The organism is Polaromonas sp. P1_E11, assembly GCF_056405995.1.
This window is the reverse complement of record NZ_JBFUBA010000001.1, coordinates 473747-486416: the sequence shown is the minus strand read 5'-3', so window position 1 is coordinate 486416 and position 12670 is coordinate 473747. Positions and strand designations below refer to the sequence as shown.

General features: G+C 60.5%; 11 protein-coding genes. 2 read left to right on the top strand and 9 right to left on the bottom strand.

What is annotated here, in order from left to right:
* Nucleotides 1–27 precede the first annotated feature (27 nt).
* The gene (locus tag AC1D11_RS02395) at nucleotides 28–342 is read right to left on the bottom strand and encodes a hypothetical protein (protein WP_477646790.1); all 315 of its coding nucleotides are present in this window, start codon (nucleotides 340–342) and stop codon (nucleotides 28–30) included.
* Nucleotides 343–433: 91 nt separating this feature from the next.
* On the opposite strand from AC1D11_RS02395, the gene AC1D11_RS02390 reads away from it, so the two are divergent.
* Together AC1D11_RS02390 and AC1D11_RS02385 are read left to right on the top strand one after the other, a co-directional pair.
* Nucleotides 434–1522, top strand: coding sequence for a PA0069 family radical SAM protein (locus AC1D11_RS02390; RefSeq protein WP_477646789.1), 1089 nt, complete (start codon nucleotides 434–436; stop codon nucleotides 1520–1522).
* A 139-nt stretch (nucleotides 1523–1661) separates the two neighbouring features.
* On the top strand, nucleotides 1662–2102 hold the full coding sequence (locus tag AC1D11_RS02385; RefSeq protein ID WP_477646788.1) for a GNAT family N-acetyltransferase: 441 nt from the start codon (nucleotides 1662–1664) through the stop codon (nucleotides 2100–2102).
* Nucleotides 2103–2122: 20 nt separating this feature from the next.
* Here AC1D11_RS02385 and AC1D11_RS02380 read toward each other — a convergent pair whose 3' ends face one another.
* The 8 genes from AC1D11_RS02380 to dnaK form a co-directional block, all read right to left on the bottom strand.
* Nucleotides 2123–2791, bottom strand: coding sequence for an amino acid ABC transporter permease (locus tag AC1D11_RS02380; RefSeq protein ID WP_477646787.1), 669 nt, complete (start codon nucleotides 2789–2791; stop codon nucleotides 2123–2125).
* Nucleotides 2792–2897: 106 nt separating this feature from the next.
* Nucleotides 2898–3692 (bottom strand): transporter substrate-binding domain-containing protein, encoded by a 795-nt coding sequence (locus AC1D11_RS02375; protein ID WP_477646786.1) that lies wholly within the window; start codon nucleotides 3690–3692, stop codon nucleotides 2898–2900.
* A 131-nt stretch (nucleotides 3693–3823) separates the two neighbouring features.
* Nucleotides 3824–5518 carry a phosphoethanolamine transferase gene (locus AC1D11_RS02370; protein ID WP_477646785.1) on the bottom strand — a complete coding sequence of 565 codons (1695 nt, stop codon included), beginning with the start codon at nucleotides 5516–5518 and terminating at the stop codon, nucleotides 3824–3826.
* A 60-nt stretch (nucleotides 5519–5578) separates the two neighbouring features.
* Nucleotides 5579–6457, bottom strand: a complete 879-nt coding sequence (gene fghA / locus AC1D11_RS02365) for an S-formylglutathione hydrolase (protein WP_477646784.1) — start codon at nucleotides 6455–6457, stop codon at nucleotides 5579–5581.
* A gap of 129 nt (nucleotides 6458–6586) precedes the next feature.
* Nucleotides 6587–7693: an S-(hydroxymethyl)glutathione dehydrogenase/class III alcohol dehydrogenase gene (locus AC1D11_RS02360; protein WP_477646783.1), complete on the bottom strand. Its 1107-nt coding sequence runs from the start codon at nucleotides 7691–7693 to the stop codon at nucleotides 6587–6589.
* A gap of 314 nt (nucleotides 7694–8007) precedes the next feature.
* Nucleotides 8008–9225, bottom strand: coding sequence for a glycerophosphodiester phosphodiesterase (locus AC1D11_RS02355; RefSeq protein WP_477646782.1), 1218 nt, complete (start codon nucleotides 9223–9225; stop codon nucleotides 8008–8010).
* A 120-nt stretch (nucleotides 9226–9345) separates the two neighbouring features.
* On the bottom strand, nucleotides 9346–10494 hold the full coding sequence (gene dnaJ, locus AC1D11_RS02350) for a molecular chaperone DnaJ (protein WP_477646781.1): 1149 nt from the start codon (nucleotides 10492–10494) through the stop codon (nucleotides 9346–9348).
* 173 nt (nucleotides 10495–10667) lie between these two features.
* Nucleotides 10668–12611, bottom strand: a complete 1944-nt coding sequence (gene dnaK / locus AC1D11_RS02345) for a molecular chaperone DnaK (RefSeq protein ID WP_477646780.1) — start codon at nucleotides 12609–12611, stop codon at nucleotides 10668–10670.
* Nucleotides 12612–12670 lie beyond the last annotated feature (59 nt).

Sequence of the window (12670 nt, the reverse complement as noted above, 5' to 3'; positions counted from 1 at the left end):
CGTATCAATCACGCATTGCACGAGGCCTCAGGAATCCTCCAGAAACGTCAGGGTTGGTAGCGGTACATCGGGGTTTTCTTCGCGGGCTTTTGCATGCGTCTGCTTCATGCGCTGCTGACAATGCGCCAGGTCTTTCACCTGAAACAGAAAAAACACCTCGGCAGCGTCTTCCGCGTTTTGCCAGAGGTGCTCCAGGTGCATGCCTTGCTTCGCATGTTCATCCGCGTCTTTTTCCAGCTGCTGTTTAACAGCGGCAAGCGGCGCGCCGGTGAGTTTTGCCAGTACGTGTGCCATGGGGGCCTCCTGCTTTAAACCCATTATTGCGGGCATTGCTGCAAGCATTTGCAAAAGGGTTTTTGTTTGAATATACTGTATTTACATACAGTATCCGTCGTTGACCTCGATAGATGCTGCGACCTCAACCATTCCTTTCATGTCCGACGCCATCATCCCCATCCATGCCATCAAGGGCCGGGGCACTGCCACGCGCATGCCGCACCGTTTTGAAAAAGACGTGCGCGATGCCTGGGATGACGGCTGGGGAACGCTGGAAGAGAGCCAGGCGGGCGATGTGCCACGCCTGGAAACCGAGGTCACGTTTGAAACCGCGCGCAGCGCCATCAGCAAAAACGATTCGCCCGACATTCATTTTGATTATTCGGTCAACCCTTACCGCGGCTGCGAACACGGTTGCGTGTACTGCTATGCGCGGCCCACGCACAGCTACCTCAATCTTTCGCCGGGCCTGGATTTTGAAACCCGGCTCGTTGTCAAGCGCAATATTGTCGAGGTGCTGCGCGCCGACCTGGGCAAGCGCAGCTACGTTCCCAAGCTGATCAATATTGGTTCTGCCACAGACTGCTATCAGCCCATTGAACGCGAGCTCAAGTTGACGCGCAGCGTCATCGAACTGATGCAGGAAGTGGGGCAACCCTTTTCCCTGGTCACCAAGTCCAGCGGCGTCGAGCGCGATCTTGATTTGATTGGCTCCATGGCAGACCGCAAACTGGCGGCCGTCTACGTGACCATCACCACACTCGACGGCGAGGTTGCGCGCAAGCTGGAACCCCGGGCGGCGGCGCCGTACCGCCGCTTGCGCATTATTCGCACACTCGCAGAGCGCGGTGTGCCGGTTGGCGTAAGCCTGGCGCCGCACATCCCGTTTGTGACGGAAGACCTTGAACAGGTGCTGGAAGCTGCCTGGGAAGCGGGCGCCCGATCAGCGTTCTACCACGTCATACGGCTGCCCTGGGAGGTCGCGCCCATCTTCAAGGAGTGGCTGGGCTTGCATTACCCGCAGCGCGCAGCGCGCATCATGGCGCATATTCACGAGATGCGCGGCGGCAAGGACTACGACAGTGATTTCGCCACACGGATGAAAGGTTCGGGCCTGTGGTCCGACCTGGTTCGCCAGCGTTTCCAGAAAGCCACCAGCCGGCTGGGTTTTAACCGCGAGCGCGTAGAGCTGGACTTGACGCAGTTCCGGCCACCGGGAGCGGTGGGGCAGGGCAGCCTTTTTTGACTGTTTTGAAATAGCGTGCCGTTCACGCCGGCTATTCATCGAGGGCTATAGTTCAAAAGCGAATGTGCGTTTGACCGGCCCCCGCCCGGCGTGGCACGCATTCGGCACCTTATACCGCTTGAAATAACAGGAGTTCATCTTGGCGCTTGACTGGAAATATTCATCGGAAGGCATGGCCGCTGCGGACTGGGAAGAGCTTTCGAATCTTTACCGCATTGCTCCTTTGGGTGACAAGAAGCCAGCCGACCTCCAGGTCGTCTTCTCCAACAGCATGTTCAAGTGCTTTGTGTATGAGGGCAGCAGGCTGATTGCCGCCGGCCGTGCGGTAGCAGATGGCAGGGACTGCTCTTACATCTGCGACATCGCAGTGGCGCCGGACCGGCAGGGATCAGGCATGGGCAAAGACATGGTGGCGGCGCTGGTGAAGCTTTCCAGTGGCCACAAAAAAATCATCCTGTATGCGGTCGCCGGCAAGGAACCGTTTTACCGCAAGCTGGGCTTTCGGCGCATGCTGACCGCTATGGCGATTTTTGCGAATACCGGGCAGGCGATTCAGAGTGGTTTGATCAGCGACACCTGATTCTGGTGACCGGTGCTTCGCTAGCGCAGATAGCTGCGGTTGAGGCGCACTTCGAGCTTCTTCTGCAGCGTTTCAAACGAGGCACTCATCGCCCAGTAAATGCCCGCCGCCGCCAGGTACAGCGGAAAGGGCTGAAAGGTCGTGGCAATCACTTCCTTGGTCGCCAGCATCAGCTCGCCCACGGCAATCACCGAGACCAGCGAGGTGTCCTTGATCAGGCTGATCAGGCTATTCGACAGGCTGGGCACTGCCAGGCGCAGGGCCTGCGGGCCGATCACATAGCGCAGCGTTTGCGCTTGCGTCAGGCCCAGGCTGCGGGCTGCATTCCATTGGCCGTGTTCCACACCGTTGATCGCGCCGCGGATGGTTTCCGACAGGTAGGCTCCCACATTCAGGCTCAGGCCCAGGATGCCCGCGCTGATCGGGTCGAACTGGATGCCGATGCTGGGCAGGCCGAAGTAAATGACAAAGAGCTGCACCAGCAGCGGCGTGCCGCGCATGCAGCTGACATACAGCGTTGCCAGCTGCGAAAGTACCGGCACCTTGGCCAGCCGCGTGACGGCTACCACGGTGCCGATGATGGCGCCGAAGAAAACAGACGCCACCGCCAGCAGCAGCGTCCATGCCGCGCCCTTGAGCATCAGCGGCAAAGCGTCGCGCAGCAACTGGGTCAAGCCTGTCAGGTCCATATAGGTCTCCACAAATAAAAACCCCGGCGCAGAGCCGGGGTTGTTTCAGGCGCCGGCCCAGAAAAGGCGGCGCGCGGCTGATCGGATATTACTTCGCTTGTGCCGTTTATTTGGCAACAGGCGGCTTGCTCACATCGCGGTCAAACCACTTGGTGGAGATCTTCGCGAAGCTGCCGTCGGCTTGCAGGTCTGCCAGCGCCTTGTCGATGGCGGCCTTGAACTTCGGGTTGTTTTTCACAAAAGGAATGCCGGATTTTTCAAGGTCACCCACGGGCGCACCGGGCTTGAGCGGCAGCTTGGTCTGCTTGACGATGTAGGGGATGAGCAGGCTGTCGTTGAGCGCGGCGTCGATGCGGCCCAGTGCCAGATCCTGCAAATACTCTTGCGCGCCGGGATAGGTCTTCACGTCGATGCCGCCTACCTTTTTGGCGATGTCGGAGTAGTTGGTGCCCTGGCCCAGGCCGAGCTTGTGGCCCTTGAGGTCGGCCAGCGTCTTGAACTCGCGCTTTTCGTCCTTGCGGATGATCAGCTGCGGGGCGGAGATGGTGTAGGGCTCGGAGAAGTCAAAGGTCTCCTTGCGCTTGTCGGTGATGCCCACCTGGTTGATCACCACGTCGTACTTGCCGGCCTGAAGGCCTGCCAGGATGGCACTCCATTCGCTGGTGGAAAACTCGGCTTTCACGCCCAGCTTTTGCGCCAGGGCATTGGCCAGTTCCACTTCAAATCCGGCGAGCTGGCCGCCCTCTTTGTAGTTGAAGGGCGGGTAGGTGCCTTCGAGCGCTACTTTGAGTGTGCCGCGCTGTTTGACGGTGTCGAGCAGGTCGGCGGCGCTGGCGCTGAGTGCGAGCGTCAGAAGCAGTGTGGAAGCGACGGTGGAGGCGACAGCCTTGCGAATATTCATATTCAACCCTTGCATAAGAGAATTGTTATTGAGATGAAAATTGAATATTAAATCTGCCGCCACTTTGGTGCATGCAAGGCGCCAAAAGCCCTACGGCGAATCCGGATGCTTCGCGGACACTGAGCGCGGACTCAGGGCTTGGCGCAGTGCGCGTAGATGTCGAGCGCGGGCTTGTAGACGCTGGTCTGCACATTCATCAGGCCGAGCACCGAGTGAAAGTAGTTGTCGTGGCTCACCGGCGCGTCCAGCTGCTGCTTTAGGCATGCGGTGGTCAGCTTGGTGCGCTGTTCGAACCCGGGTGAGAGCCAGGTGATCCACGGCACGCGCTTTTGCACTTCAGGTGCGATGCCGTAGGGCATGCCGTGCAGGTAGAGGTTGTTTTCGCCCAGCGACTCGCCGTGGTCGGCCAGGTAGAGCAGGGCGGGCGCGCTGCGCGCTTCTTGCGCCTTGAGCCACTGGATGGAAGACGCCAGCAATTTGTCGGTGTAGACAATGCTGTTGTCGTACGCATTGAGCAGGCCTTCGCGGCTGCAGCTTTGCAGCGCGTTGTCGGTGCACTCGGGCAGGAATTTTTTGACGGCTTGCGGCGAGCGCTTGTAATACGCCGGGCCGTGGCCGCCCATCTGGTGCATCACGACCACCACGCCTTTGGCGCGGCGCTCGGCCGGCAGCGCGGCAATGCGTTCGTCAATGCCGTGCAGCATCACTTCGTCAAAACATTCGCCGCTGTCACACAGGGCCGGTACTTTGAGCTGTACTGTGTTCACGTTGGGCACGCGGTCACACACGCCCTTGCAGCCCGACTGATTGTCGATCCACAGCACGGCCAGGCCCGCGCGCTGCAGCACGTCCAGCATGCCTTCGTAGTTGGCGGGCCGCGAGTCATAGGCTTCGCGCCCGAAATTGGAAAACATGCAAGGCACGGAGGCTGCCGTGCTGGTGCCGCACGACCACGCGTTGCGCAGGCTCACGACGTTCTCATTTGCCAGCAGCGGGTTGGTGGGCCGGCCGTAGCCGTTGAGCGAAAAGTTGGCGCTGCGCGCCGTCTCGCCCAGGACCAGCAGCAACAGCGGCGGTTTGGTTTGCGCTGCATAGCTTGTCCCGAGTTTGGCGTCTTCACCCAGGGGCAACACGATGGATTCATCACGCTGGAACGGTTTTGCCGCGATGGAGCCCAGCGCGTAGAAGGAGTTGAGCGGGTTGATCATGTAGCGCACATGCGTGTAGTTGCGCATGACGGAGGCAATGCTCTGGAAAAACAGGAACACCACTAACACCAGCAGCACGCACGCTCCGGTCAGCGTGGCTGCGTTGGTGAGCACCTGCCGCATGGCGCCCGCACACCTGATTTTTTGGCGCCACAGGACAATCATCGGCAAAACAGCCAGCACCATCACCGTGGCAATCAGTCGCCAGTTCAGCAGGTCGCGTGTTTCGCGCACATCAGTCTGCAGCGTGTTGATCATCATGGTCTTGTCGATGACCACGCCATAAGTCACCATGAAATAGGCACCGAAAGCGGCCGACAGCAGAAAGACCGTGATGGCGGGCTTGAGCGTCCAGCGCCAGGCCAGCACGCTGAGCAGCGCGGTGGTCGCCAGCGCAATCACCAGCGCCAAGGCGATGCTTATGACCACCGCCTGGCTCCCGGTAAGGCCCGGCAGGCGGGCCAGCTCGCGCCACAAGGCCACATTGCATGCCGTGGCAATCCAGAGGCTTGCAATGACCACCAGCCACAACGGCCGCATGCCGGCGTCTTGCCGCACAGTGGTCAGGGGGGCGGGCCGCGATGTGGAGGATGCGGAAGGGGAGGGGCGCAGCGGCATAGCGCTGGATTGTATTGGGGCGGCCTTAATGCAGGCTTAAGGCAGCCTCACAGTCTTCAATCAAGCGGCCACGGCCGCGGCCAGACCCAGCTGCCGCGCATGGTGCCGCAGGTGTTCGGCCATGAAGGTTGCGATGAAGTAGTAGCCGTGGTCATAACCTGCATGGCGATGCAACGCCAGCGGCTGGCCCGCTTTGGCGCAGGCGGCTTCAAAGAGCTCGGGGTACAACTGCTCGGCGAGGAATTTGTCGTCCAGCCCCTGGTCTATGCGTATGCCGCCCGGGTAGGGCGCTGCGGGCATCAGGTTCATCAAGGCGGTGGCGTCATGTTCAACCCAGTTTGATTCATCGCTGCCGAGATAGCCGGTGAAGGCCTTTCGTCCCCATGGGCATTGGCTGGGCGCGCAGATGGGTGCAAACGCCGAGACGGAGTTGAAAAGATCAGGATGCCGGAGTGCCAGCGTCAACGCGCCATGGCCGCCCATCGAGTGGCCGAAGATGCCGATGCGGCCTGCGTTAATCGGCAGGGCGCCTGTCAGCAGCGGCAGCAGCTCCGCCGTGATGTAGCTTTCCATGCGGTAGTGCTGTGACCACGGCGCCTGTGTTGCGTCAAGGTAAAAGCCCGCGCCCCTGCCGAAGTCCCAACTGTCGGTTTCGCCCGGAATTCTCGCGCCACGCGGGCTGGTGTCGGGCGCAATAAGCGCCAGGCCCAGTTCTGCTGCCAGGCGCTGCGCACCGGCTTTGATCATGAAGGTTTCTTCGTTGCAGGTGAGGCCCGCGAGGTAGATCAGTGCCGGCACCTTCTCCCCAGCCATGGCTTGCGGCGGCAGGAACACCGAGAACTTCATCGGCAAGCCGACCTCGCGCGAGTCATGCTGGTAGAAGTGCTGCAAGCCGCCGAAGCAGCCGTGTTCGCTGAGGAGTTCAAGGGTTGTTGCCATGTGAGGTATTCCAATTCAGCCGAGTCACCAGGTCTTTACCAGCATGAGCCGTGGAACCGGCTTTGCCGGGCCACAGGCGGGCGCCCCCTGAGGGGGCAGAGAGCTACACGCAGTGAGCGAACGTGGGGGCTAGTAAAGAACAACACCACGAATGGATTCACCGCTTTTCATTAGATCGAAACCCTTGTTGATGTCTTCGAGCGGCATGGTGTGCGTGATCAGGTCATCGATATTGATCTTGCCTTCCATGTACCAGTCGACGATTTTGGGTACATCAGTGCGGCCGCGCGCCCCGCCGAAGGCCGAGCCTTCCCATCTGCGGCCGGTTACCAGCTGGAAGGGGCGGGTGCTGATCTCGGCGCCGGCTTCGGCCACGCCGATGATGATGCTGCGGCCCCAGCCCTTGTGTGTGCATTCCAGCGCCTGGCGCATCACCTTGGTGTTGCCTATGCATTCAAAGCTGTAGTCGGCGCCGCCGTCGGTGAGTTGCACGATGGCGTCGACGACGTTTTCGGTGTCCTTGGGGTTGATGAAATGCGTCATGCCGAACTTGCGCGCCATCTCCTGCCGTGCGGGATTGATGTCGACGCCGATGATCTTGTCGGCGCCCACCATCTTCGCGCCCTGAATCACATTGAGGCCAATGCCGCCCAGGCCGAACACCACGACGTTGGCGCCAGCCTCGACCTTGGCGGTAAAGAGCACCGCGCCAATGCCGGTGGTCACACCGCAGCCGATGTAGCAGACCTTGTCAAAGGGTGCGTCTTCGCGGATTTTGGCCAGCGAGATTTCGGGCGCGACGGTGTAGTTGCTGAACGTGCTGGTGCCCATGTAGTGAAAGATGGGTTTGCCGTCCAGGCTGAAGCGGCTGGTGGCGTCGGGCATCAGGCCTTTGCCTTGCGTGCCGCGAATCAGCTGGCACAGGTTGGTTTTGCGCGAGAGGCAGAATTTGCACTGCCGGCATTCGGGCGTGTAGAGCGGGATGACGTGGTCGCCTTTTTTGAGCGTCGTCACACCGGGGCCGACGTCGACCACGATGCCTGCGCCCTCATGGCCCAGGATGGCGGGGAAGATGCCTTCCGGGTCGGCGCCCGAAAGCGTGTAGTAATCGGTGTGGCAGATGCCGGTGGCCTTGATTTCCACCAGTACTTCACCGAACTTCGGGCCTTGAAGGTCCACGGTTTCAATAGTCAGTGGCTGGCCTGATTTCCAGGCGACGGCGGCTTTGGTTTTCATGGTGTGTTGGCTTGCGCTTGAAGTGGGTGGGGGGTGAGGTTCAGTGCGTAGGTCACTATAAGCCAGTCACCGTCGCTGAGTCTCTCCTGAAGCCGTATCTTCATGGGCCCGATGTTTCATTTTGAGAAAAGCTGGGCTCGTACCCCGGACTGTGTAGCCGGCCCTACGGATGGAATATGCCGCGCATCGTGGGAGCAGAGCCTGCATGGCCTTCTCTATAAGTGAAAAAGCTGCCTGGCCCATTAAATATGGGCGCAAGCAGCTATTAATTTCATAGCATTGAGGTCTGGCGGGTGAGACCCGCTACGCCTTGCTCAGCGGCCGGCTTCTTTCAGGTACTGCGTCCGGGCAGCGATGGCAGTGTCAGTGAAGTCGGTGAACACGCCGTCCACGCCGGTGCGGTAAAACGCCAGGTATTCGGAGTTGGGGTCGCCCTGGTAATCGGTGGCCAGGCGGCGGGACTCGTTGCGAAAGGTGAAGGGGTGCACAAAGAGGCCCGCCCTGTGCGCGTCGGCGACCAGGCTGGTGGCTGGCTGCGAGGTGGAGTCCGCGTCGTTGAGCTTGCCATCACGGTTGATGTCGACCTGCTTGCCGTCGGCGCCGAAGGTGCCCTGGGTGCTGATGATGTAGCGCTTCCAGGGGCCGATGCCGTCTGCGTAGGTCTTGATCTCGGCCAGGCCTGCGGGCGTGACCATGGCGCTGAAGAAACGCTTGTCGCCGGCCTTGGTCCAGTCGTAAGGGCGATCGCTTGGCACGGCAAAGGTCACGCGGCCGGTTTTCGGGTCAATGCCGTCGCCATCGACGAGCTGGATCAGTTTCGTATTGAGGCCCTTGCTCTTCATGTACTTCAGGCTGCCGGGTTCAAACGATTGCACGTAGATGGGCGCGGTCTTGCTGTTCCATCCGGCGGCGTTGATGATGGCGATCAGCTTGTCTTCCATCGGCAAGCCGAGTTCACGGAAGTAGGTCGGGTTCTTGGTCTCTGGGTAAATTGCAATTGTGCGGCCGGTTTTTGCGGACTGGGCCTTGGCCATGTCGATCACTTCCTGGAGGGTCGGGATCTTGTATTGGCCGTTGAACTGCTGCGGGCGCTCGGCGTCGGTCGAGATCGCGCCCAGGGTGCGAATCTCGGCCAGCGTGAAGTCGTTGCTGAACCAGCCGGTCTGCGTTTCGCCGTCGACCTGGATGGTCTTTTTGCGCGAGGCGAACTCCGGGTGTTTGGCCACGTCGGTGCTGATCGCCAGGTTGGGGTCGTGACGGGTGACCAGCATGCCATCCTTCGTCACGACCAGGTCCATCTCGATCACGTCGGCGCCGAGTTCGATCGCCCGCACATAGGCTTCCATCGTTTCTTCCGGCACATAACCCGAAGCGCCGCGGTGGGCGATGACCAATGGCGCCTTGCCGTCAAGGGTGGGCAGGCCTGCTTGTGATGTCGTGCCTGAGGAGGAGCAGGCGGCGAGCAGTACGCTGCTGCAGATAAGGGAGAGCAAGCTGCCTTGTTTCACGGCCTGGCGGGTCGATACGGTCATGGGTGATTTCCGGAGTTAAAGGGCTGATCGTATGTGTCTGATCACGACAGGCGTGTGACAGTGTGTAGCGCCCGGCCATAAAAAATGCCGGAGCAGGTCCGGCATTTTCATGGAGCAGGATCAGGCGCTGAAGAAGCTCTTGAGCTTGTCTGCCCAGCCTTCTTCGCTGGGTGAATGCTTGGCACCGCCTTTTTTTAGCGACTCGTCCAGTTCCTTGAGCAACTTGCGCTGGTGCTCGGTCAGCTTGACCGGCGTCTCGACGGTGATGTGGCAATACAGGTCACCCGGGTAGCTGGAGCGCACGCCCTTGATTCCCTTGCCGCGCAGGCGGAACTGCTTGCTCGCCTGGGTGCCTTCGGGAATGTCGATGGCCGCTTTGCCGGCGAGTGTCGGCACTTCAATTTCGCCGCCCAGTGCGGCGGTGGTGAAACTGATGGGCACGGCGCAGTGCAGGTCGTCGCCGTCGCGCTCGAAGATGTCGTGCTTCTTCAGGCGGATCTCGATATAGAGGTCGCCAGGCGGGCCGCCGTTGGTACCGGGCTCGCCGTTGCCCGTCGAGCGGATACGCATGCCGTCGTCGATGCCCGCGGGAATCTTGACTTCGAGTGTCTTGTTATTCTTGGTCTTGCCCACGCCGTGGCAGGTCACGCAAGGTTCGGGAATCAGCTTGCCAGTGCCTTTGCACTGGGGGCAGGTTTGCTGCACGCTGAAGAAACCCTGGCGCATTTGCACCACGCCGTGGCCATGGCAGGTGGTGCAGGTCACTACCTTGGTGCCGGGCTTGGCGCCGCTGCCGTGGCAGGTATTGCAGTCGTCCCAGCTGGGAATGCGAATCTGTGCGTCCTTGCCATTAGCGGCTTCTTCGAGCGTGACTTCCATGGCGTAGCTCAAGTCGCCGCCACGGTAAACCTGCCGGCCGCCGCCGCCGCGCTGTGCCCCGCCGCGCTGGCCGCCGAAGACGTCGCCGAAGATATCGCCAAAGGCCTCGGCAAAGCCTCCAAAGCCTTCTGCTCCGGGGCCGCCGCGCATGTTGGGGTCTACGCCGGCGTGGCCGTACTGGTCATAGGCCGCGCGCTTGTTCTCGTCGGAAAGCATCTCGTAGGCCTCTTTGGCCTCCTTGAATTTTTCCTCAGCAACCTTGGATGCATCCCCCTGGTTGCGGTCGGGGTGGTGCTTCATCGCGAGTTTGCGATACGCCTTTTTGATGTCTTCATCACTGGCGTTTTTGGGAACGCCCAGTGTGTCGTAATAGTCTTTTTTTGTGGCCATGGCGGGTCAGTCAGGAGTCGTTGTTATGAAGGCCGGCTTGCCGGCAAGCAGTGCAGGACGCGGGGCGGGAAACGCAAAAGCGGAAATCCCGGATCGCTCCAGGTTTTCCGCCTTTGCCGTCTGCCTTTGCATGCAGTTATCGCGCCAATGCAGGGGTGCTTTGTAAAAAGCGTTTAGCCCTTTTTGACTTCCTTGACCTCGGCGTCCACGACATTGTCGTCTGCCGGCTTGGCTTCTGCCTGCGCTGCGCCCGCTGCGCCTGCGTCACCACCGGCTGCCGCCTGCGATGCCTGCATGTCGGCGTACATTTTTTCGCCGAGCTTCTGGCTGGCTTCCATCAGGGCCGTGTTCTTGGCGTCGATGGCGGCCTTGTCGTCGCCAGTGAGCGCTTCTTCCATGTCCTTGATGGCGGCTTCAATCTTTTCCTTCTCGCCGGCTTCGAGCTTGTCGCCGTACTCGCCGAGAGATTTCTTCACGCTGTGCACCATGGCCTCGGCGTTGTTCTTGGCGGTAACGAACTCGACTTTTTTCTTGTCTTCTTCGGCGTTCAGCTCGGCGTCTTTCACCATCTGCTGAATTTCGGCCTCAGACAAACCGGAATTGGCCTTGATGGTGATCTTGTTTTCCTTGCCGGTGCCCTTGTCTTTGGCTCCGACGTGCAGGATGCCGTTGGCGTCGATGTCAAAAGACACTTCAATTTGCGGCGTGCCGCGCGCTGCCGGCGGAATGCCTTCAAGGTTGAACTCGCCCAGCGCCTTGTTGCCCGAGGCGATTTCGCGCTCGCCCTGGAACACCTTGATCGTCACGGCCGGCTGGTTGTCTTCAGCGGTCGAGAAGGTCTGTGCGAACTTGGTCGGGATGGTCGTGTTCTTCTTGATCATCTTGGTCATCACGCCGCCCATGGTTTCGATACCGAGGGACAGCGGAGTCACGTCGAGCAGCAGCACGTCGGTGCGGTCGCCTGAGAGCACCTGGCCTTGAATCGCGGCGCCCACGGCAACGGCTTCGTCAGGGTTCACGTCCTTGCGGGGTTCCTTGCCGAAGAGCTCTTTGACTTTTTCCTGCACCTTGGGCATGCGGGTCTGGCCGCCGACCAGAATCACGTCATGGATGTCGGCCGCGCTGACGCCAGCGTCCTTCATGGCGATGCGGCAAGGTGCAATCGTGCGCTCGATCAGTTCGTCAACCAGGCTTTCGAGCTTGGCGCGGGTCAGCTTGACCAGCAAATGCTTGGGGCCGGTGGCGGGATCGTGTGCAATGTAGGGAATGTTGACTTCGGTGGCCGGGCTGTTGGACAGTTCGATCTTGGCCTTTTCTGCCGAGTCTTTCAGGCGCTGCAGGGCCACGACATCTTTGGACAGGTCGATGCCGCTGTCTTTCTTGAACTCGGCCACGATGTAGTCGATGACGCGCTGGTCGAAGTCTTCGCCGCCCAGGAAGGTGTCGCCGTTGGTGGACAGCACTTCAAACTGCTTCTCACCGTCGACATCGGCGATCTCGATGATGGAGATGTCGAAGGTGCCGCCGCCCAGGTCATACACGGCGATCTTGCGGTCGCCCTTTTCCTGCTTGTCCAGGCCGAAGGCGAGAGCCGCTGCGGTGGGTTCGTTGATGATCCGCTTGACTTCAAGGCCGGCAATGCGGCCGGCGTCTTTGGTGGCCTGGCGCTGTGCGTCGTTGAAGTACGCAGGCACGGTGATCACGGCCTCGGTAACGGGCTCGCCGAGATAGTCTTCGGCAGTTTTTTTCATCTTGCGCAGGATGTCGGCAGACACTTGCTGGGCCGACAGCTTCTTGCCGCGCACTTCCACCCAGGCGTCGCCGTTGTCGGCGGCCACGATGGCGTAAGGCATCAGCGCGATGTCCTTCTGGACTTCTTTTTCGCTGAACTTGCGGCCGATCAAACGCTTGACGGCGTACAGGGTGTTCTTGGGGTTGGTCACGGCCTGGCGCTTGGCCGATGCGCCGACCAGCACTTCACCGTCTTCCTGGTAGGCGACGATGGAAGGGGTGGTGCGCACGCCTTCCGAGTTTTCGATCACGCGGGGCGTATTGCCCTCCATGACGGACACGCAGCTGTTGGTGGTGCCGAGGTCAATGCCGATGATTCTTCCCATGATGATTTACTCCTGCTTTTTTGATTCGTTAAAGATTGAGGGTGGGGTGGCCGGGGCGT